General features: G+C 72.9%; 17 protein-coding genes and 1 pseudogene. 13 read left to right on the top strand and 5 right to left on the bottom strand.

The annotated features are described in order from the left end of the window. Window positions 1-190 precede the first annotated feature (190 nt). The 7 genes and pseudogenes from AB0J86_RS11570 to AB0J86_RS11540 form a co-directional block, all read left to right on the top strand. Window positions 191-1,144 (top strand): annotated as a pseudogene (locus tag AB0J86_RS11570) (Rossmann-like and DUF2520 domain-containing protein); the annotation flags it as partial. Between the two features lie 128 nt (window positions 1,145-1,272). After that, window positions 1,273-2,190, top strand: a complete 918-nt coding sequence (gene panC / locus AB0J86_RS11565) for a pantoate--beta-alanine ligase (protein ID WP_363856159.1) — start codon at window positions 1,273-1,275, stop codon at window positions 2,188-2,190. A 66-nt stretch (window positions 2,191-2,256) separates the two neighbouring features. Then, window positions 2,257-2,682: an aspartate 1-decarboxylase gene (panD, locus tag AB0J86_RS11560; protein ID WP_363856015.1), complete on the top strand. Its 426-nt coding sequence runs from the start codon at window positions 2,257-2,259 to the stop codon at window positions 2,680-2,682. 174 nt (window positions 2,683-2,856) lie between these two features. Further along, window positions 2,857-3,759 (top strand): septum formation family protein, encoded by a 903-nt coding sequence (locus AB0J86_RS11555; RefSeq protein WP_363856013.1) that lies wholly within the window; start codon window positions 2,857-2,859, stop codon window positions 3,757-3,759. Between the two features lie 189 nt (window positions 3,760-3,948). Next, window positions 3,949-5,670, top strand: coding sequence for an L-aspartate oxidase (locus AB0J86_RS11550; protein WP_363856012.1), 1,722 nt, complete (start codon window positions 3,949-3,951; stop codon window positions 5,668-5,670). Next, entirely contained in the window at window positions 5,667-6,560 is an 894-nt protein-coding gene (gene nadC / locus AB0J86_RS11545) for a carboxylating nicotinate-nucleotide diphosphorylase (RefSeq protein WP_363856010.1), read from the top strand. The genes AB0J86_RS11550 and nadC overlap by 4 nt, the downstream gene beginning before the upstream one ends. 36 nt (window positions 6,561-6,596) lie before the next feature. After that, window positions 6,597-7,355, top strand: coding sequence for a type III pantothenate kinase (locus AB0J86_RS11540; RefSeq protein WP_363856008.1), 759 nt, complete (start codon window positions 6,597-6,599; stop codon window positions 7,353-7,355). Window positions 7,356-7,359: 4 nt separating this feature from the next. Here the strand turns inward: AB0J86_RS11540 and AB0J86_RS11535 are convergent, their stop codons facing one another. After that, entirely contained in the window at window positions 7,360-8,127 is a 768-nt protein-coding gene (locus tag AB0J86_RS11535; protein ID WP_363856006.1) for a class I SAM-dependent methyltransferase, read from the bottom strand. Between the two features lie 119 nt (window positions 8,128-8,246). Between AB0J86_RS11535 and lysS the strand changes: the two genes are divergently transcribed. From lysS to AB0J86_RS11520, 3 genes are all read left to right on the top strand, one after another. Then, complete coding sequence (gene lysS / locus AB0J86_RS11530) at window positions 8,247-9,755, top strand: lysine--tRNA ligase (RefSeq protein WP_363856004.1); 1,509 nt, start codon at window positions 8,247-8,249, stop codon at window positions 9,753-9,755. A gap of 108 nt (window positions 9,756-9,863) precedes the next feature. Continuing rightward, window positions 9,864-10,214 (top strand): Lsr2 family protein, encoded by a 351-nt coding sequence (locus AB0J86_RS11525; RefSeq protein WP_363856002.1) that lies wholly within the window; start codon window positions 9,864-9,866, stop codon window positions 10,212-10,214. A gap of 701 nt (window positions 10,215-10,915) precedes the next feature. Beyond that, window positions 10,916-13,447 (top strand): ATP-dependent Clp protease ATP-binding subunit, encoded by a 2,532-nt coding sequence (locus AB0J86_RS11520; RefSeq protein WP_363856000.1) that lies wholly within the window; start codon window positions 10,916-10,918, stop codon window positions 13,445-13,447. 141 nt (window positions 13,448-13,588) lie between these two features. Here the strand turns inward: AB0J86_RS11520 and AB0J86_RS11515 are convergent, their stop codons facing one another. Beyond that, on the bottom strand, window positions 13,589-14,557 hold the full coding sequence (locus tag AB0J86_RS11515) for an A/G-specific adenine glycosylase (protein ID WP_363855998.1): 969 nt from the start codon (window positions 14,555-14,557) through the stop codon (window positions 13,589-13,591). A 129-nt stretch (window positions 14,558-14,686) separates the two neighbouring features. On the opposite strand from AB0J86_RS11515, the gene AB0J86_RS11510 reads away from it, so the two are divergent. The 3 genes from AB0J86_RS11510 (at window position 14,687) to AB0J86_RS11500 (ending at window position 16,632) form a co-directional block, all read left to right on the top strand. Then, window positions 14,687-15,199 carry an ACT domain-containing protein gene (locus tag AB0J86_RS11510; RefSeq protein WP_363855996.1) on the top strand — a complete coding sequence of 171 codons (513 nt, stop codon included), beginning with the start codon at window positions 14,687-14,689 and terminating at the stop codon, window positions 15,197-15,199. Continuing rightward, complete coding sequence (locus tag AB0J86_RS11505; RefSeq protein WP_363855994.1) at window positions 15,196-15,756, top strand: peptide deformylase; 561 nt, start codon at window positions 15,196-15,198, stop codon at window positions 15,754-15,756. Before AB0J86_RS11510 ends, AB0J86_RS11505 begins: the two co-directional genes overlap by 4 nt. Before the next feature lie 177 nt (window positions 15,757-15,933). After that, window positions 15,934-16,632, top strand: a complete 699-nt coding sequence (locus AB0J86_RS11500; protein ID WP_363855992.1) for a hypothetical protein — start codon at window positions 15,934-15,936, stop codon at window positions 16,630-16,632. Window positions 16,633-16,792: 160 nt separating this feature from the next. Here AB0J86_RS11500 and disA read toward each other — a convergent pair whose 3' ends face one another. From disA to AB0J86_RS11485, 3 genes are all read right to left on the bottom strand, one after another. Continuing rightward, window positions 16,793-17,977 carry a DNA integrity scanning diadenylate cyclase DisA gene (disA, locus tag AB0J86_RS11495; RefSeq protein ID WP_363855990.1) on the bottom strand — a complete coding sequence of 395 codons (1,185 nt, stop codon included), beginning with the start codon at window positions 17,975-17,977 and terminating at the stop codon, window positions 16,793-16,795. A gap of 184 nt (window positions 17,978-18,161) precedes the next feature. Continuing rightward, complete coding sequence (gene radA, locus AB0J86_RS11490; RefSeq protein WP_363855988.1) at window positions 18,162-19,604, bottom strand: DNA repair protein RadA; 1,443 nt, start codon at window positions 19,602-19,604, stop codon at window positions 18,162-18,164. 91 nt (window positions 19,605-19,695) lie between these two features. Then, complete coding sequence (locus tag AB0J86_RS11485) at window positions 19,696-20,454, bottom strand: hypothetical protein (protein ID WP_363855986.1); 759 nt, start codon at window positions 20,452-20,454, stop codon at window positions 19,696-19,698. Window positions 20,455-20,664: the final 210 nt, after the last annotated feature.

Genomic DNA, 20,664 nt, shown 5'->3' with positions numbered 1-20,664 from the left:
GTTCACGGCTCGTCACCCCGCCGACCCTACGGCCGGGGCGGCTCGGCGGAGTCTCAGGGGGGCAGCTCGCGGGGCAGCTAGTGGAGGCCGTGGGGCGGTGAAGGTTTTCACACAGGCTTGTCGCCGATCCGTAACAACGGCGCATACTTGCCATCGACCGGTACCCACTTTTCGAGGACTGGATCACGATATGAGCGCATCGACGCGCGGGCCCTCGGCCGCCCCGGACCGGGCCGTCGGGCCCGTCCCGCCGGCCGCCGCCGGCCCCGTCATTCCGTCCCGCCGCCTGGTCGTGGGCGTGCTGGGTGCCGGCCGGGTGGGCGCCGTCCTCGGTGCCGCGCTGGCCGCCGCCGGCCACCGGGTGGTCGCGGCCTCGGGCGTCTCCACCGCCGCCCGCTCCCGGATCGGGCGGCTGTTGCCCGGCGCGGTCAATCTTCCGGGCGACGCCGTGGCCCGCACGGCGACCGATCTGCTGCTCGTCGCCGTACCGGACGACGCGCTCGTGCCGGTGGTCACCGGGCTCGCCGAGACCCGGGCCCTGCGACCCGGTCAAGTGATCATGCATACCTCCGGCGCGCACGGCCTGGCCGCGCTCGCGCCGGCCGCCGCCGTGGGCGCCCTGCCGCTGGCGGTGCACCCCGCGATGACCTTCACGGGCACCGCCGACGACCTGGCCCGGCTGGCCGGCATCTCGTACGGCGTCACCGCCCCGGCGGCGCTGCGCCCGCTCGCCGCGCGGCTGGTGGCGGACCTCGGCGGGGTGCCCGAGTGGATCGCCGAGCCGGACCGGCCGCTCTACCACGCGGCGCTGGCGCACGGGGCGAACCACCTGGTCACGCTCGTGAACGAGGCGCTGGACCGGCTGCGCGACGCGGGCGTGGCGGAGCCCGAGCGGGTGCTCGGACCGCTGCTGCGGGCCGCCCTGGAGAACACCCTCCAGCTCGGCGACGCGGCGCTGACCGGCCCGGTCTCGCGCGGCGACGCGGGCACCGTGGCGCGCCACCTGGAACGGCTCGCCGCCGCCGCGCCGGAGTCGGTACCGGTCTACCTCGCGCTGGCCCGGCGCACCGCCGACCGGGCGCTGGCCGCCGGACGGTTGCGCCCGCTCGACGCCGCGTCGCTGCTCGGGGTGCTCGCCGAGCGGGACGACCGGGAACCCGGTCGGCGGGACGGTTCCCGGCGGAACTGGGAGGCCCGGCGCCACGACGCCGCGCGGGACCAGGAGCGGGTGGCATGAGCGGCACCGACGCCCCGGCCGGGGCCGGTACGGCGATGGAGAACGGCTCGGTCGCGCCGCGGGTGGTGCGTACCCGGGAGGAGCTCGCTGCGGCCCGGTCGGCGCTGACCGGCACGGTGGCCGTCGTGATGACCATGGGCGCGTTGCACTCGGGCCACGAGTCGCTGCTGCGGGCGGCCCGGGCCGGCGCCGCGCACGTGATCGCGACGATCTTCGTCAACCCGCTGCAGTTCGGGCCGAACGAGGACTTCGACCGCTACCCGCGCACCTTCGAGGCGGACCTGGAGGTCTGCCGGCGGGCCGGGGTCGACCTGGTGTTCGCGCCCGCGCGCGAGGAGGTCTATCCCGGGGGCGAGCCGGCGGTACGGGTCAATCCCGGCCCGCTCGGCGAGCGGTTCGAGGGGGCGAGCCGCCCGGGCTTCTTCCACGGCGTACTGACGGTGGTGTTGAAGCTGCTCCACCTCGTCCGCCCCGACCGGGCGTACTTCGGGGAGAAGGACTACCAACAGCTCACCCTCATCCGGCGGATGGTGCGGGACCTGGACGTGCCGGTGGAGATCGTCGGGGTGCCGACGGTACGCGAGCCGGACGGGCTGGCCCTCTCCAGTCGCAACCGGTACCTCTCGGACTCCGAGCGTCGGGCGGCGCTGGGCCTGTCCGCGGCGCTGCGGGCGGGCGCGGCGGCCGCCGAGGCGGGGCGGGGACCCGACGAGGTGCTGGCGGAGGCGCGAGCGGCGTTCCCGGAGAACGCGCCCGGCGTACGGCTGGACTACCTGGTGCTCGCCGACCCCGACCTGGGCCCGGAGCCCGAGCCGGGCTCCGACCTGGGCCCGGGCTCGGGTCCGGTGACGGACCCGGCGCCGTTCCGGGGGCCGGGGCCGGCGCGGCTGCTGGTGGCGGCCTGGGTCGGTAACACCCGTTTGATCGACAATGCCGCGGTTCGGCTGGCCTGAGGCGGATCTTTGACCGGCGTAGCCACGGTCGACGCCGGTGCCGCTGACTTCGGGGAGGGAATTCGAATGCTTCGCACCATGCTCAAATCCAAGATCCACCGTGCCACGGTGACCCAGGCGGACCTGCACTACGTCGGTTCGGTCACCGTGGACGAGGACCTGATGGACGCCGCCGACCTGCTCCCCGGCGAGCAGGTGGCCATCGTGGACGTGACCAACGGGGCCCGGCTGGAGACCTATGTGATCCGGGGCGAGCGCGGCAGCGGCGTGATCGGCATCAACGGCGCCGCCGCCCACCTCGTGCACCCGGGCGACCTGGTCATCCTCATCTCGTACGCGCAGTTGGACGACGCGACCGCCCGGTCGTACCAGCCGCGGGTGGTGCACGTGGACGCCGCGAACCGGATCATCGAGCTGGGTGCCGACCCGGCCGGTGTGGTACCCGGCATGGCGGGCGACCCGGTCCGTGGGGACCTGGCCGTCGCGGGATAACGGCGGCATCGCCCGATCCCGGGGCAGGCATCGCCCGATCCCGGGTGGCGTTCCCCGGCCCCGGGCCGGCTTCCGTCGGCCGTACCGGCCCGGGCACGCGACTCTGTATTCTGCGTGCTTGCCCGGTTACCCTAGGTGTCATACCCGAGCGCGGGTGCCCTGGGGAGGTACGCGATGCGTCGTTGGTGGACCCTGCTACTGGCCGGCGTGACGGGTGTGCTGCTCAGCGGCTGCGGCCTACCGGCCGGAGTGGACGGCGAGCTGACCGACGGGTGGGCCGCGCTGGGCGCGCCGCGGATATTCGTACCTCCGGCCGGCGTCTGCCACGCCGGGGGCTTCGTCGCCATCCCCTACCTCTCCTCCTTCAGCCCGGTCGAGTGCACGACCAGCCACCGGCTGGAGACCGTGCACGTCGGTACCTTCACCGGGCTCGACGCCGAGCGCACGGAGCCGCCGGAGCCGGGGTCGGCGCAGCTGCGCGGCGCCTTCGCCGAGTGCGACGGCAGGGCGAGCGAGTACGTCGGCGGCCCGTGGCGCACCGCCCGGCTCTGGTTGGGGGTGGCGGTGCCGCCCGCGGAGGCGTGGCACGGCGGGGCGCGCTGGTTCCGCTGCGACCTGTCCGAGGTCGCCAACGTCGAGAACAACGGCGACCCGGTCAACCGGGAGGCGAGCCTGGCCGGGGCCCTGCGGTCGGCCTCGCCGCTGCACCTGGGCTGCTACGCCGCGAAGCTGACCCGGGCCGAGACGATCGAGTCGATGCCGGCCAGCGACTGCGCCCGGCCGCACAACGCCGAGTTCACCGGCGTCTGGACCGCCCCCGACATCGCCTATCCCGTGACGGACCGCGACTGGGTGCCCTTCTACGCCGGCTGCTGGCAGCAGGTCGCCCGGTACGTGGGCGTGCCGGACGACGGCAACCTGCGCTACCGCACGGGCATCATGGCGCTGCCGGCGGCCCCCAACCAGTGGCGTACGGGCGACCGCGGGGTGCGCTGTTACCTGTGGCTCAGCGACCGCTCGCTGACCGCGTCGCTGAAGGGGGCCGGGCCGGCCGCCCTACCCATCAAGACGGGGTGAGGCGGCCGCCCACGTGACGGAGCCCGTCCCGCCGGTCGACCGTCCGGCGAGAAGGGGGGCCGCCGAGAAGAGGGCCGTGCCGCTGGTCGGTCGTCCCGCCGGTCGACCTTGCCGTCGAGGAGAGCGGGCTGGCGCACTTTCTGCGGCCCCGGCCGGCGGGGGAGCCGCCCGGCGCGGTTGACTGGTTGGATGGAACTTCCACCTCTTGAACTACCGGCGTTACCCGCCCTGCTGGCCGCGCCGGCCCCGGGCTGGGTGGAGACCACGGACGTGATCGTGGTGGGGTCCGGCATCGCCGGCCTGACCGCCGCCCTGCACCTGCGAGAGGCGGGACTGCACGTCACCGTCGTCACCAAGGTCAACATCGACGACGGCTCCACCCGCTGGGCCCAGGGCGGGATCGCGGCGGTCCTCGACCCGCTCGACACGCCGGCCGCGCACGCCTCGGACACCGAGATCGCCGGGGTCGGGCTCTGCGATCCGGCCGCGGTACGGGTGCTGGTGGAGGAGGGACCGACCCGGCTGCGCGAGCTGATGCGTACCGGGGCCGAGTTCGACCGCAACCCGGACGGCTCACTCATGCTGACCAGGGAGGGCGGCCACCGGGCCGACCGGATCGTGCACGCCGGCGGGGACGCCACCGGGGCGGAGGTCCAGCGCGCCCTGCACGCCGCCGTCGGCCGCGACCCGTGGATCCGGCTGGTCGAGCACGCGCTGGTGCTCGACCTGCTGCGCGCGCCGGCGCTGCCCGGCGAACCGGCCCGCGCGTGCGGCATCACGCTGCACGTGCTCGGCGAGGGCAGCGAGGACGGGGTGGGCGCGATCCTGGGCCGCGCGGTCGTACTGGCCACGGGCGGGATGGGCCAGATCTTCTCGTCCACCACCAACCCGGTCGTCTCGACCGGCGACGGGGTCGCCCTCGCGCTGCGGGCCGGGGCCGACGTCACGGACGTGGAGTTCGTCCAGTTCCACCCCACCGCGCTGATGGCGCCCCCGGCCGGCGGCGCCGGGACCGGCGCGGACCCGGTCGCGGGGAACGGGTCCGCGCGGGTTGCCCAGCTGCCGCTGGTCTCCGAGGCGTTGCGTGGGGAGGGCGCGCACCTGGTCGACTCCGACGGCAAGCGTTTCATGGTGGGGCAGCACGAACTGGCCGAGCTGGCCCCGCGCGACGTGGTCGCCAAGGGCATCCACCGGGTACTGCTCGCCGAGGGGACGGACCACGTCTACCTGGACGCGCGGCACCTGGGCGGGGAGTTCCTGCTGCGGCGCTTCCCGACCATCGTGGCCTCCTGCCTGGCGGTCGGGGTGGACCCCGCGACCGACCTGATCCCGGTGGCGCCGGCCGCGCACTACGCCTCCGGCGGTGTCCGTACCGACCTGCACGGCCGGACCTCGATCCCCGGGCTGTACGCCTGCGGCGAGGTCGCCTGCACCGGCGTGCACGGCGCGAACCGGCTGGCCAGCAACTCGCTGCTGGAAGGGCTGGTCTTCGCCCGCCGGATCGCCGAGGACATCACCCGGGACCTGCCGCCGCAGGCGGACCCGGCGCCGACCGGGGCCTGGCTGGGTGGCGCGGGCTGGGTGGTGGACGAGACGGTGCGTACCGGGTTGCAGCGGGCGATGACGCGCGGTTCCGGGGTGCTCCGCTCGGCCGACTCGCTGCGGGCGACGGTGGGCGAGCTGGCGCGGCTCGGCGCGACCCGGGGTGCGCCGCGCACCGCCACCTGGGAGGCGACGAACCTGGTGACGGTCGCCTCCGCGCTGGTCGCGGCGGCGTACGCCCGGGAGGAGACGCGTGGTTGCCACTGGCGGGAGGACTTCCCGGTGGCGCGACCGCAGTGGTTGGGGCATCTTGTGGAGTCGATCGGGTCGGGTGGCACGGTCGGGCAGACGTGGGAGGCGTTGTCGTGAGGGAGTCGACCGAGGCGGCGTTGCGGGCCGCCGGGCTGGACCCGCGGGCGGTCGCGGGGATCGTGGAGAACGCGCTGGCGGAGGACCTGGGGCCCGAACGGCTCGACGTCACCAGCGTGGCGACGATCCCGGCGGGGCAGGTCGACACGGCCGAGGTGGTCGCCCGGGCGGAGGGCGTGGTGGCCGGTCTGGCGGTGGCGGCGGCGGTCTTCGAGCTGGCCTCCGCCGGTACGGTGGAGCTGACCGCGCGGGTCGCGGACGGCGACCGCGTGGTCCGCGACGACGTGCTGGCCGTCGCGACCGGCCCGACCCGGGCGCTGCTCTCCGCCGAACGGACCGCGCTGAACCTGCTCAGCCGGATGTCCGGGGTGGCGACGCACACCCGCGCCTGGGCCGACGCGCTGGCCGGCACGAAGGCCACCGTGCTGGACACCCGGAAGACCACGCCGGGCCTGCGGATCCTGGAGAAGTACGCGGTACGCGCCGGCGGCGGCACCAACAAGCGGTTCGGCCTCTACGACGTCGCGATGATCAAGGACAACCACAAGCTGGCGGCCGGCGGGATCGCCCCGGCGTACCGGCGCGTGCGGGACGCCTTCCCGCGGGTCCCGATCCAGGTCGAGGTGACCACGCTGGCGGAGGCGGTCGAGGCGGTGGAGGCCGGGGCGGACTTCCTGCTCTGCGACAACATGAGCGTGCGGCTGCTCGCCGAGGTGGTCGCCGCGGTGGGCGACCGGGCGGAGCTGGAGGCGACCGGCGGGCTCACGCTCGACGTGGCGGCCGACTACGCGGCGACCGGGGTCGACTATCTCTCCGTCGGGGCGCTGACCCACTCGTCGCCTATCTTGGACATCGCACTGGATCTCCGGGCGCCGGTGAGCGGCCGATAGGGTCCAGGTAAACACCTCGGCCCCCGGGACTGACGCATGTTGCTCTGCATCGACATCGGTAACACCAACACCGTGCTGGCGACCTTCGAGGGCGAGAAGCTGGTCCACTCCTGGCGGATCAAGACCGACGCCCGCTCCACCGCCGACGAGCTGGGCCTGATGTTCCGCGGGCTGCTCGCCGGTGACGCGGTCGAGATCACCGGCGTCGCCGCCTGCTCGACCGTGCCGGCGGCGCTGCGCACGCTGCGCAGCATGCTGGGCCGCTACTACCGGGACATCCCGAGCGTGATCGTGGAGCCCGGGGTGAAGACCGGCGTGCAGCTCGCCATCGACAACCCCAAGGAGGTCGGCTCCGACCGGGTGGTGAACACGCTGGCCGCGTACACGCTCTACGGCGGGCCGTCGATCGTGGTCGACTTCGGCACCACCACCAACTTCGACGTGATCAGTGGCCGGGGCGAGTTCCTCGGCGGGGCGTTCGCCCCGGGCATCGAGATCTCCTTCGACGCGCTGGCGGCGCGCGCCGCGCAGCTGCGGAAGGTGGAGCCCACCCGCCCCCGCTCCGTGATCGGCAAGAACACGGTGGAGTGCCTGCAGTCCGGCATGTACTTCGGCTTCGCCGGGCAGGTCGACCGGATCGTCGAGCGGATGACCGAGGAGCTGGGGCAGGTGGAGGCGGTGATCGCCACGGGCGGCCTGGCGCCGTTGGTGATCGGCGAGTGCCGCACCATCACCCACCACGAGCCGATGATCACCTTGATCGGGCTCCGGATGGTCTACGAGCGCAACGTCTGACCCGTCAGCGGCGGCGGGCGCGGTAGGCGAGGGCCCGGTACGGCAGCTCGAAGCTCTCCCGGCCGGCCAACTGCGGGTGTTCGCTGGTGAGGGCGCGCAGCTCGCGTTCGATCGTCGCCTGCTCCTGCGGGCTCGCCGTCAGGTAGTACGAGCGCGTGGTCATCATCGTGACCAGGCTCTCCGGGGTGTGCAGGACCTCGTGCCGGAACTCGGCCCGCTCGAAGTCGACGAAGTCCGGCCCGAACGAGTCGAACGTCTCGATCACGGCGTCCCGGCCACGGTCGTCCCGCCGCCAGCGGTCGGCGATGCGGGTGAGCTCGGCGACCCAGTCGACCGTGTTGTCGCGGATGTTCCAGATGGCCGCGAAGGCGCCGCCCGGTCGGAGCACCCGGGCCGCTTCGGCGTGGGCCCGGTCCCGGTCGAACCAGTGGTACGCGGTACCGGCGACGACGGCGTCCGCCTCGCCGTCCCGCAGCGGGATCGACTCGGCCGAGCCGGCCAGCGGGGTGGCGCCGAGGGTCGCCGCGGCCAGCCGTGCCCGCATCGCCTCGTCCGGCTCCACCGGCACCACGTCGTAGCCGAGCCCGATCAGGGTGCGGGTCAGGATCCCGGTGCCCGCACCGAGGTCCACCACGCGGGCCGGCGGCGGGGCCGCCGCGATCCAGCTGGCGGCCGTACGCGGATAGGGTGGACGGAACCGGTCGTACCGGGCGGCGGCGGCGCCGAAGGAGAGCGCTTGGTCGGTCCGGCTCCCCGTTTCATGATCAGTCATGGGGCGAGCGTATCCAGACCTGATCGCGTCTCTGGGGTGGTTATCCGCTAACCGGCGCCAAAGCACTTGAGTACGCTCGGGGCCGAACCCGCCGGATTTCTTAGCTGAGGAAGCACGCCGTGACTGAGCAGTCCCCCCTCCCCGCCGAGGCCGTTGATGATCTTCCCGAGCAGATGCGGATCCGCCGGGAGAAGCGGGACCGCATGCTCGCCGACGGCGTCGAGCCGTATCCGGTCGGATATCCCCGTACCGCGACGTTGGCCGAGATCCGCGCCCGCTACGCCGACCTGCCGACCGATACCGCCACGGGGGACACCGCGTCGGTGACCGGGCGAGTGATCTTCGTACGCAACACCGGGAAGCTCTGTTTCGCGACGCTGCGGGACGGGGACGGCACCGAGCTGCAGGCGATGATCTCGCTGGACCGGGTCGGCGCGGAGCGGCTGGAGCAGTGGAAGCGCCAGGTCGACCTGGGCGACCACGTCGGCATCACCGGCGAGGTGATCACCAGCCGGCGGGGCGAGCTCTCGGTGCTGGCCGACAGTTGGGCGCTCACCGCGAAGGCGCTCCGGCCGCTTCCGGTGGCGCACAAGCCGCTCAGCGAGGAGGCCCGGGTCCGGCAGCGCTACGTCGACCTGGTCGTCCGCCCGCAGGCGCGCCAGATGGTACGCACCCGCGCGACGACCGTACGCAGCCTGCGGGATTCGCTGCACGGGCGGGGTTTCGTCGAAGTCGAAACGCCGATGCTGCAGTTGCTGCACGGCGGCGCCGCCGCCCGGCCATTCGTGACGCACAGCAATGCCCTGGATACCGATCTGTACCTGCGAATCGCCCCGGAGCTTTATCTCAAGCGGGCGGTGGTCGGCGGCATCGACCGGGTCTTCGAGATCAACCGCAACTTCCGGAATGAGGGCATCGACTCCTCGCACTCGCCTGAGTTCGCGATGCTCGAGGTGTACGAGACCTATGGCGACTACGACACGATGGCCACGCTGACCCGCGAGTTGGTGCAGGCCGCGGCGGTTGCGATCGGCGGGTCGCACACGGTGGCGCATGCCGACGGGACGGAGTTCGATCTCGGTGGCGAGTGGCGCTCGGTCACGCTGTACGGAGTGCTTTCGGAGGCGCTCGGCGAGGAGGTGACGGTCGAGACCGACCGCGCCCAACTCGTCCAGTACGCCGAGAAGGTCGGCTTGGCGGTGGATCCCAAGTGGGGCCCGGGCAAGCTCGCCGAGGAACTGTTCGAGGAACTCGTCGTGCCCGGCCTGCGCCAGCCGACCTTCGTGCGGGACTACCCGGAGGAGACGAGCCCGCTCGTCCGGGGGCACCGGGAGCGGCCCGGCCTCACCGAGAAATGGGACCTCTACGTCTTCGGATTCGAGCTGGCGACGGGGTACTCGGAGCTGGTCGACCCGGTGGTGCAGCGGCAGCGGTTGGTCGCGCAGGCGCAGCTCGCGGCCCGGGGCGATGACGAGGCAATGCGGCTCGACGAGGACTTTCTCCGCGCCATGGAGTACGGAATGCCGCCCACCGGCGGCATGGGAATGGGAATCGACCGGCTCCTGATGGCCCTCACGGGGCTCGGAATTCGGGAAACGATCCTCTTCCCGTTGGTCCGCGCGGAGTAGTCGCCCGGTTGTTGTTGCGTAGTTTCCGAGTCCTATTGACGCAACAAGCAGCTTGAGCGCTATTGTTCTCTTGTTTGCGGGAGAACCTGCTCGAAAGGAACGTGGCACGTGGCCAAGCAGATCATTCACAAGCTGGTCGATGACCTGGACGGCGGAGACGCGGAGGAGACCGTCAAGTTCTCGCTCGACGGGGTTCAGTACGAGATCGACCTCTCGAAGAAGAACGCCGGCAAATTGCGGGAGCTATTCGCCCCATACGTCGCGGCTGGTTCGAAGGTCGGCCGGGGCGGCGTGGTGGTCGGTGGCCGGGCGGCTCGTGGCCGCGGTGGCGCCACCGCCGACCGGGAGCAGAACAAGGCGATCCGGGCCTGGGCCAAGAAGGAAGGCAAGGAGATCTCGGACCGTGGCCGCATCCCGCAGGAGATCGTCGACGAGTACCACGCGAAGGCCGGCCGCTGAGTCGCTGGCGACCGCGCGATGAGCGCCGGGCCGAGGCACGAAGGTGCTTCGAGCCCGGCGTCGGCGTTTTCGGGGGCTTTCCGGGCGGTCGCTCTTGGGGGTGGTGGCTCTTGGGGGTTGGGGGCCGGATCACCCGCTCTGGGCGGTCAGGCTTGATCCCGTCGCGGGCGATCCGGCCCCCAACCCGTCGGTGGTCCCGCGCCGTACGCCCGCGCGGGCGATCGGGTGGCGAACCCGGCGGCCGAACCGCGCGTCTTGGGGCAGATCCGGCGAAATGGGATGCCCGGGGTGAGGCCTAGCGGGTGAGTCTGTCGGACGGGATGTGGCGGCCGTCACGTGGCGTGTCGGCGCGAGCGCGGAGGGAGATCTCTGTGCGTCGGTGGGAACGATCCGGGGAGGCCGGGCGTTATCCACAACCAGTGGACGCCTTTGTCCACAGCCTGTGGACCACCACGGCGGGTCCGGCGGTCGTCGCACCGCCGGTTGAATTTCGCTCTGCGCGTAGCGCTCGGGGGTGAGGAACAGCCGCTGAGCGTGCAGGGTTGGCTAATACATCCCGCGGCAGGCCCGATCCGGCGCGCAGGGCGTCGGACGAGCGGGGTCGCGGCGATAGAGTAAGAGAGCACGGACGTCCGTCTTGGACGTCCGGGCGCTGGCCCCGCCAAGACCACTGGCGCACGGCACGTGAGGAGCACGAGGGCATGTTCGAGCGGTTCACCGACCGAGCGCGACGGGTTGTCGTCCTGGCCCAGGAAGAGGCCCGGATGCTCAACCACAACTACATCGGTACGGAGCACATCCTGCTGGGCCTCATCCACGAGGGTGAGGGCGTGGCGGCCAAGGCGCTGGAGAGCCTCGGTATCTCCCTGGAAGGCGTCCGCCAGCAGGTCGAGGAGATCATCGGGCAGGGGCAGCAGGCGCCGAGCGGGCACATCCCGTTCACGCCGCGGGCCAAGAAGGTGCTGGAGCTGTCGCTGCGTGAGGCGCTGCAGCTCGGCCACAACTACATCGGTACGGAGCACATCCTGCTCGGGCTGATCCGTGAGGGTGAGGGCGTCGCCGCCCAGGTGCTGGTCAAGCTCGGCGCCGACCTCAACCGGGTCCGTCAGCAGGTCATCCAGCTTCTCTCCGGCTACCAGGGCAAGGAGCCGGCCGCGGCCGGTACCGCCACCGGCGAGGCCGCCCCGTCGACCAGCCTGGTGCTGGACCAGTTCGGGCGCAACCTCACCCAGGCCGCCCGGGAGGGCAAGCTCGACCCGGTGATCGGGCGCGAGAAGGAGATCGAGCGGGTGATGCAGGTGCTCTCCCGCCGTACCAAGAACAACCCGGTACTGATCGGGGAGCCCGGCGTCGGCAAGACGGCCGTGGTGGAGGGGCTGTCCCAGAAGATCATCAAGGGCGAGGTGCCCGAGACGCTGAAGGACAAGCAGCTCTACACCCTCGACCTCGGTGCGCTGGTCGCCGGCTCGCGGTACCGCGGTGACTTCGAGGAGCGCCTCAAGAAGGTGCTCAAGGAGATCCGTACCCGCGGCGACATCATCCTCTTCATCGACGAGATCCACACCCTGGTGGGTGCGGGTGCGGCCGAGGGCGCGATCGACGCGGCGAGCATCCTGAAGCCGATGCTGGCCCGCGGCGAGCTGCAGACCATCGGCGCGACCACCCTCGAGGAGTACCGGAAGTACGTCGAGAAGGACGCGGCTCTCGAACGGCGCTTCCAGCCGATCCAGGTGGGTGAGCCGTCGCTGGCGCACACCATCGAGATCCTCAAGGGCCTGCGCGACCGGTACGAGGCGCACCACCGGGTGAGCATCACCGACGCCGCGCTGGTGGCGGCGGCGACGCTGGCCGACCGGTACATCTCCGACCGGTTCCTGCCGGACAAGGCGATCGACCTGATCGACGAGGCCGGTGCCCGGATGCGGATCCGCCGGATGACCGCGCCGCCAGACCTGCGCGACTTCGACGAGCGGATCGCCCAGGTCCGCCGCGACAAGGAGTCCGCGATCGACGCGCAGGACTTCGAGCGCGCCGCCCAGCTGCGGGACAAGGAGAAGCAGCTGCTCGGCCAGAAGGCGCAGCGGGAGAAGGAGTGGAAGGCCGGCGACCTGGACGTCGTGTCCGAGGTCGACGACGAGGAAATCGCCGAGGTGCTGGCGAACTGGACCGGTATCCCGGTCTACAAGCTCACCGAGGAGGAGACCTCCCGGCTGCTGCGCATGGAGGACGAGCTGCACAAGCGGGTCGTCGGCCAGGAGGACGCGGTCAAGGCGGTCTCGAAGGCGATCCGGCGTACCCGGGCCGGACTGAAGGACCCGAAGCGGCCCTCCGGTTCGTTCATCTTCGCCGGTCCGTCGGGTGTCGGTAAGACCGAGCTCTCCAAGGCCCTCGCCGAGTTCCTCTTCGGCAGCGAGGACGCGCTGATCCAGCTCGACATGTCCGAGTTCCACGACCGGTACACCGTGTCGCGGCTGGTGGGTGCCCCTCCCGGCTACGTCGGCTACGACGAGGGTGGTCAGCTCACGGAGAAGGTGCGGCGTCGGCCGTTCTCGGTGGTGCTCTTCGACGAGATCGAGAAGGCCCACCCGGACGTGTTCAACACGCTGCTCCAGATCCTGGAGGACGGTCGGCTCACCGACGGTCAGGGCCGGATCGTGGACTTCAAGAACACGGTCATCATCCTGACCACCAACCTGGGCACGCGCGACGTGGCCAAGGCGGTGTCGCTGGGCTTCCAGGCCTCCGAGGACCAGGAGTCCAACTACGAGCGGATGAAGCAGAAGGTCAACGACGAGCTGAAGCAGCACTTCCGGCCGGAGTTCCTCAACCGGATCGACGACACGATCGTGTTCCACCAGCTCAACCAGACCGAGATCCTCTCGATCGTGGACATCATGATCCAGCGGATCGAGACGCAGCTGCGTAACCGCGACATGGGCCTGGAGCTGACCGACAACGCCAAGAAGTACCTGGCGAAGAAGGGCTTCGACCCGGTGCTGGGTGCCCGGCCGCTGCGCCGGACCATCCAGCGCGACATCGAGGACAGCCTCTCCGAGCGGATCCTGTTCAACGAGCTCACGCCGGGGCAGATCGTCGTCGTCGACTGCGAGGGCGACCCCGACGACATCGACAAGTCCAAGCTGGTGTTCCGCGGCGCGGACAAGCCGGTGGAGGTTCCGGACGCGGTACCGGCCGACCTGGGCGGCACGGCCGCCGCGGGCGCGGACGAGTAACGAGCGAGCGGGACCAGAGCGAGAACCAACAACGGCTTCGGGCCGGTGGCGAGCAGAGCCACCGGCCCGAAGCCGTTTTTCACGCCAGAGCCAGGCGTTTTCGCACCACGCCAGGCGAGAGCGCCGGGCCGGGCAACGGCGTCAGGCCGGACGGGGCTCGCCGGGCCCGACCGGCCCCATCCCGACGGCAACCCCGTCCCCGCCGGAGAGATCCACCGGGTCCACGGACGCGGCGTCGCCGGCCAGCACGCAGCTCTCCCCGACCAGCTCCACCAGGCCGTCCTCGACGAGCCCCGCCAGCGCCCGGGCCCGCTGGGCGGCATCCGACCAGACCAGGTCCAGCCGTTCGCGCGGCACCGGGCCGGACGCCTCGCGCAGCACCGCGAGCAGCAGACCCCGTACCTGCCGATCGGTGCCGGCGTAGCGCTGCGGGCGCCGGGTCGGCCCGACCGGCGCCGGCCGGCCGGAGGCGCGCCAGGCGCAGCGGTACGCCAGCGGGCAGTCGGCACAGCGCGGGGTGCGGGCCGTGCAGATCAGCGCCCCGAGCTCCATGAACGCGGCGCTGGCCCGGGCCGCCTCGGCGGGCCGCTCGGGCAGCAGCCGCTCGGTGGCGACCAGGTCCGAGGGGCGGGTCGCCGGGCCGGCGTCGGCCTCGCCCTCGACCGCCCGCGCCACCAGCCGCCGTACGTTCGTGTCCACCACCGGGTGCCGTTGGCCGAAGGCGAAGGCGGCGACGGCCCGGGCCGTGTAGTCGCCCACCCCCGGCAGGGCGAGCAACTGTTCGAGCCGGTCCGGCACCGCGCCGCCGTGCCGCTCCACCAGCGCGACGGCGCACTCCCGCAGCCGTAGCGCCCGGCGCGGGTAGCCCAACCGGCCCCACATCCGGATCGCCTCGGCGGGGGTGTCCGCGGCCAGCGCCGCCGGCGTGGGCCAGCGCGTCATCCACGACCGCCAGGCGGGCAGCACCCGCACCACGGGCGTCTGCTGGAGCATGATCTCGCTGACCAGGATCGCCCAGGCGCCGACGCCGGGCTCGCGCCACGGCAGGTCGCGGGCGTTCTCGTCGTACCACCGGATGGCGTCGGCGGCGAGCGTCGTCTTCTCGGGCATGGCGCCGCCGATGATGTCATGCCGGGCGCCGCGCCGGCACATCGCCGGGCCCGGACCGGCGTTTCCCGCAGCGTGGACCGTGCCGCCGGTGGCCCCCCGCATCGCCGCCGCGTCGGGCAAACTGCGTGGATGAACGAACTCGCGATCACCGTCATCGGACCGGACCGGCCCGGCATCGTGGCGGATGTCGCGGAGGTGCTCGCGCGCGTCGGCGCCAACCTGACCGACTCGACGATGACGCGGCTGCGTGGTCACTTCGCCATGACGCTGGTCTGTACCGGCCCGTCCGCCGCCGAGGCCGAGGCGGTGCTGGAGCCGCTCACCGCGGACGGCCAACTGCTGGCGACCGTACGGCGGATCGACGGGGAGGCGGAGTCGGCGCCGGCCGGGGAGCCGTACCTGCTCGCCGTCCACGGCGCCGACCGGCTCGGCATCGTCGCCGCGGTGACCCGGGTCGTCGCGGAGGCCGGCGGCAACGTGACCGACCTGACGACCCGCCTCACCGGTCCGCTCTACGTGGTGGTCGCCGAGGTCGACCTGCCGCCGGGCGCCGCCGACGCTCTCGCGGGACGGCTCGCGGAGGTCGCCGCCGGCCTCGACGTCGAGGTGACACTGCGCCCCGCCGAGTCGGACCTACTGTGACCGGCGAGCACCCCGACCTGGGGGACTGGTCGCTGGAGGTGCTGGGGAAGCCGGGGCAGGTACGTCCGGTCGTCGAGGCCCCGCATCCGGTGCTCTCCCGCGCCGGCGCCGAGGTGGACCCGACCGCCGCCGAGACGGTACGGCTCGCCGCCGACCTGGTCGCCACCATGCGCGTCTCGCCCGGCTGTGTCGGGCTGGCGGCGCCGCAGGTCGGGGTCGGCGCGCGGGTGTTCGCGGTCGACGTCACGGGCCATCCGAAGGCGCTGACCGTGCACGGCACCTTCGTGCTCTGCAACGCGCGGGTCGTCGAGGCGAGCCGGTGGCGCCCGGGGCGGGAGGGGTGCATGTCGGTGCCGCACCTCACGGGCGACGTCAAGCGCGCCGGGCGGCTGGTGGTGGAGGCGGTACTGCCCGGTACGGGAGCGCCGGTGCGGCTCAGCACGGACGGTTTCGAGGCGCGCGCGGTGCAGCACGAGATCGACCACTGCGCCGGGCTGCTCTTCCTGGACCGGGTCGCCGGTGCGCACGCGATCTACCAACGCAAGGTCTACCGGTGACGGCCGCGCCCCCCGGCGTACGTCCGGGCCGCGATCCACGCGACCCGCCGCCGGGAGCGCCGGTGGCGCCCGGCCCGACCCGTTTCGCCCGGGCCGGCGCGCGGTGGGTGGGAGTGCCGGCGGTGCTCGGCGCGTCGCCGGAGTCAATGTGGTCCGTGCCGATACGGTGAGGGCATCATGCGTCTGACGGTTGGCCCCCTGCCACCCGCCGTCTATTGGCGGCGCCGGGCCGTTGTGCTCGGGGCAGGACTCCTCTTCCTGCTGGTCGTCCTCTACTCCTGCGGCGATCCCAACTCCGGCGCGTCCCCGAAGGGGGACCCGTCAGCCAGTTCCTCGGTGGGGTCCAAGCCCACGGCGGTCCTGACACCGGAGACGGAGTCGCCCCCGCCGCCGGAGGTGAACCAGCCCGGGAACGACGCCTCGACGGCGGCGACGCCGAGCGCCGGCGGGACGGTGCCGTCGGTCGCGCCCCCGCCGGACGGTTCCTGCACGGACGCGGAGGTCTCCGTGGTCCCGGTGCCCGCCCGGACCTCGGTCAGGAGCGGCACTGCGGTCGACCTGCACCTCAAGATCAAGAACGTCTCCGAGCGTACCTGCAGCCGGGACCTGGGCGCCGACCTCCAGGAGATCTACCTGCGGCTCGGCGCGACCGTCGTCTGGTCCTCCGACACCTGCGGCACCGCCCGAGGCCACGAGGTCAAGTCGCTCACGCCGAACGTGGAGCACGAGTACACGGTGACCTGGAACGGCAGGGACGCCAGCAAGTGCGCCGGCGGCCTCGCCGCCGGGGACCCGCCGGGCCCGGGTGACTACCAGCTCTTCGGGCGCCTCGGCACCAAGCGCAGCGACCCGGTGACCTTGAAGATCACCGGCTGAGCCGATGTTCCCGTCGCGTGACGGGCCGGCCTCTTTCCGCGCGGCGAACGCAAGTGCGGTTGATGGGGCCGACCGTGCCCGGCGAGGACACCAAGCCTGACGGGACTCGTCGGGCCTGGTCGGCGCCATTCCCCACCGAGGCCGAGCCCCAGCGCCGAAGTCAGACGTACCGCTCCAGGATGGACGCCTCGGCGAGCCGGGACAGGCCCTCGCGTACGCCCCGCGCCCGGGCGTCGCCCACCCCCTCGACCGCCTGCAGGTCCTCGACCGTCGCCCCGAGCAGCCGCTGGAGGCTGCCGAAGTGCCCGACCAGCCGGTCGACCACGGCGGCCGGGAGGCGCGGCACCTTGGCCAGCAGGCGGAAGCCACGCGGGCTCACCGCGGCGTCGAGCGCGTCCGAGGCACCGGGGTAGCCGATCGCCTTGGCCACGGCGACCAGGTCGATGAGGTCCGTCGCGCTGAGCAGGTCGAGTTCGACCAGCGCCTCGTCGAGGGTGCGGGCCTTGCGTCCGGTCGGCAGGTAGTCGCGGATCACCAGGGTGCGGTCCGCGTCCACGCCGGCCATCAGCTCGTCGAGCTGCAACGCGAGCAGGCGGCCGTCGGTGCCGAGCTCCACCACGTAGCCGGCGATCTCGTCGGCGATCCGCCGGACCATCTCCAGCCGCTGCACCACGGCCACGGCGTCCCGTACGGTGACGAGGTCCTCGATCTCGAGCGCGGAGAGCGTGCCGGAGACCTCGTCCAGCCGCAGCTTGTACCGCTCCAGGGTGGCGAGCGCCTGGTTGGCGCGGGAGAGGATGGCGGCCGAGTCGTCGAGGACGTGCCGCTGGCCGTTCACGTACAGGCTGATGATCCGCATCGACTGGCTGACCGAGATGACCGGATAGCCGGTCTGCCGGGCCACCCGCTCGGCGGTGCGGTGGCGGGTGCCGGACTCCTCCGTCGGGATCGACGGGTCCGGCATCAGGTGTACGGCGGCCCGGACGATCCGCGTACCGTCGCTGGAGAGCACCACGGCCCCGTCCATCTTGCACAGTTCCCGCACCCGGGTGGCGGAGAACTCGACGTCGAGCGGGAAGCCGCCGGTACAGAGCGTCTCGACCACCTTGTCGTAACCGAGCACGATCAGCGCGCCGGTACGACCCCGCAGGATGCGTTCGAGCCCGTCGCGCAGCGCCGTGCCCGGTGCCATCAACGCGAGGTTCGCCCGGAGCGGATCGCCGGTGGCACCGGGACCACTCATCGTCACGCCCACGGCGATGGGTCGCGCCGGTGAGCCCACCCCGCCGCGAGGGGCAGGGGCGCTCGCGCCAGCGGTTTTGTTGGCATCGCGGTCGATCGGCACCCGAACAGTCTACGGACCGGCATGCGTTGGGTGCTGCCGTGGTTACTGTGATGTGCCACTGTGCCCGCTTTCTCCGCCGGGGCGGCGCCGGTTTCCCGGCGGCAGCTCCTCGACGAGCCCTCCGGGTGGGCAGTGCCTGGCCCGGCTCGCCGGTCCGGCGGTGTCACCCCTGGTCGCCGCGCGGTCACTCGGCCGACGCCCGCGCGGCGCACTGCAGAGCCGAGCGTACATCGGTGACCTCCATCACCCGCATGTTCTCCGGCGTCACCCCGGTCGAGTCCGGGCCGCAGCCGACCGGTACCAGGGCGGTCCGGAAGCCCAGCCGGGCCGCCTCGGCCAGCCGGCGGGGCACCGCGCCGACCCGGCGCACCTCGCCGGTCAGCCCCACCTCGCCGATCGCCACCAGCCGGGGCGAGATGGCCAGGTTGAGCCCGCCCGAGGCGACGGCGAGGGCCACGGCGAGGTCGGCGGCGGGCTCGACCACCCGGATCCCGCCCACCGTGGCGGCGAAGACCTCCCGGTCCTGCAGGGTGAGCCGCTCGGTACGGCGTTGCAGCACCGCGAGCACCATCGCGAGCCGGGCGCCGTCGAGGCCGGAGACGGTACGGCGGGGAGAGCCGGCCACCGTGGCGCCGATCAGCGCCTGCACCTCGGTGACCAGTGCCCGGCGCCCCTCCATCGCCACGGTCACGCAGGTGCCGGGGACCGCCTCGGAGTAGCGGGTCAGGAAGAGCCCGGACGGGTCGGCGAGGCTGCTGATGCCGCCCTCGTGCATCTCGAAGCAGCCGACCTCGTCCGCGGCCCCGAAGCGGTTCTTCACGCCGCGCACCATCCGCAGCGACGAGTGCTTGTCCCCCTCGAAGTGCAGTACGACGTCGACCAGGTGCTCCAGCACCCGAGGGCCGGCGACCTGGCCGTCCTTGGTCACGTGCCCGACCAGGACCGTCGCGATGCCGCGTTCCTTGGCGACCGACACCAGCGCGGCGGTGACGGCCCGGACCTGGGTGACGCCGCCCGGCACCCCCTCGCTGTTGGCGGTCGAGATGGTCTGCACGGAGTCGAGCACCAGCAGGCCCGGCTTGACCGCGTCGAGATGGCCGAGTACGGCCGCCAGGTCGCTCTCGGCGGCGAGGTAGAGCTGCTCGTGCAGGGTGCCCATCCGCTCGGCGCGGAGCCGTACCTGGCTGACCGACTCCTCGCCGCTGATCACCAGGGACGGGCTGCCCGCGCCGGCCGCCCACTGCTGCGCCACGTCGAGCAGGAGGGTCGACTTGCCCACCCCGGGCTCGCCGGCGAGCAGGACCACCGCGCCGGGCACCAGACCGCCGCCGAGGACCCGGTCCAGCTCGGGTACGCCGGTGGGGCGGGCCTTGGCCGGAGCGGCGCTGATGGTGGCGATGGGGCGGGCCGGCTCACCCGGCATCCGGGAGCTGACCACCCGGCCCGAGACCACCGGACCGGTGACGGTCGACTCGACGACGGAGCCCCACTCGCCGCACTCGGGGCACCGGCCGACCCACTTGGGCGGCTGGTAGCCGCAGGCGTCGCACTCGTAGGCGGGACGGGGCTCGCGGGCGGCGGCGCGGCTGCGGTTGGCGGCGCCGCGAGGTACCGGTCGGGAGGTCACCCGGGCAACGCTAGCCAACCCCTACGACGAAAGCGCCGTCGGCGTAGCCGTAGCCACGCCGACGGCGCTTCGGGTCGGGTCGCGTCTCCGCTCAGCCCTCGTGGCCCTCGCCACCGACGACCGGGGTGGCCACCGGGGCCGGGGTCAGCGGGACGGTGACCATGGCGGCCGTGCTGAGCTGGGTGCCGCCGAAGTCGAAGACCAGGTTGACGGACTCGCCGGGCCGCAGCGCGGAGCGCAGACCGTTGATCTGCAACTGGCGGCCGGAGGTCGGGGTGAGCACGACGAAGCCGCTGGTCGGGATCTCCAGCCGGGCCGGTACCTCCGCCGGGGTGGGCGAGGCGCTCGGCGAGGCGGCGTCGCTCGGCGAGGCGGAGCCGTTGGGGCTGGCCGAGCCGTTGGGGCTGGCCGAGCCGCTGGGGCTGACCGAGCCGCTCGGCGAGGCCGATCCGCTGGGGCTGGCGGAGCCGCTGGGGGCCGCCGAACCGCTCGCCGCCGGGCTGGCGCTGGCCGAGGCGGCGGCGCCGGCGCCCGTGAGCACCACGGAGCGGCCGCTGTCGGTGGTGACGGTGACGGTGACCGGCTTGCCCGAGTCGTTGTAGATCACCATCTCCAGCGGCGCGTTCGCACCGGCCGCGTAGCCCTTCGTGCCCGGGTAGCTGACCGTGAGGTTCCGGATCTTGAAGGCGTTGTCCGCCGTCTGGACGTCGATCCCGTTGATGGCCGGCGTGATGCCGGCGGTCTCGGCGATCTGGCCCGCCCCGCACCCGGACACCAGCAGGGTGCTCACGGCGGCGGCGCCGGCCAGCAGCACCGTGGCCCGCCGGGATCCCCTGATCGAGCGCGTCACGTCGGTCCTCCTCGTTGCGATCCCGCCCAGCGGCACCTGGTGCGGCGGCCATGAGTTGTCGCTCGGCGACTGCGGGGGCGCTCGCGAACTCGGATCGCCCCTCGCGTTCGCGAAGCCCACGCAGGCCGGGCTCCAGGGTAGTTGGGGGCGATCAGCCGGCGTACGGCGACCCACAAATGTCGCCCGGGCCGGGTGATCACCGGCGGCGGA

The sequence above is a fragment of the Micromonospora sp. NPDC049559 genome (assembly GCF_040676675.1).
Classification (GTDB): domain Bacteria; phylum Actinomycetota; class Actinomycetes; order Mycobacteriales; family Micromonosporaceae; genus JBFAPK01.
This window is presented reverse-complemented; position numbering and strand designations above follow the sequence as displayed.

What these genes read in the sequence shown, in the direction of transcription:
- panC (WP_363856159.1), top strand. Translation starts at nt 1,273, where the DNA reads ATGGAGAACGGCTCGGTCGCGCCGCGGGTGGTGCGTACCCGGGAGGAG.
- panD (WP_363856015.1), top strand. Translation starts at nt 2,257, where the DNA reads ATGCTTCGCACCATGCTCAAATCCAAGATCCACCGTGCCACGGTGACC.
- AB0J86_RS11555 (WP_363856013.1), top strand. Translation starts at nt 2,857, where the DNA reads ATGCGTCGTTGGTGGACCCTGCTACTGGCCGGCGTGACGGGTGTGCTG.
- AB0J86_RS11550 (WP_363856012.1), top strand. Translation starts at nt 3,949, where the DNA reads ATGGAACTTCCACCTCTTGAACTACCGGCGTTACCCGCCCTGCTGGCC.
- AB0J86_RS11540 (WP_363856008.1), top strand. Translation starts at nt 6,597, where the DNA reads ATGTTGCTCTGCATCGACATCGGTAACACCAACACCGTGCTGGCGACC.
- AB0J86_RS11535 (WP_363856006.1), bottom strand. Translation starts at nt 8,127, where the DNA reads ATGACTGATCATGAAACGGGGAGCCGGACCGACCAAGCGCTCTCCTTC.
- AB0J86_RS11520 (WP_363856000.1), top strand. Translation starts at nt 10,916, where the DNA reads ATGTTCGAGCGGTTCACCGACCGAGCGCGACGGGTTGTCGTCCTGGCC.
- AB0J86_RS11515 (WP_363855998.1), bottom strand. Translation starts at nt 14,557, where the DNA reads ATGCCCGAGAAGACGACGCTCGCCGCCGACGCCATCCGGTGGTACGAC.
- AB0J86_RS11510 (WP_363855996.1), top strand. Translation starts at nt 14,687, where the DNA reads ATGAACGAACTCGCGATCACCGTCATCGGACCGGACCGGCCCGGCATC.
- AB0J86_RS11500 (WP_363855992.1), top strand. Translation starts at nt 15,934, where the DNA reads ATGCGTCTGACGGTTGGCCCCCTGCCACCCGCCGTCTATTGGCGGCGC.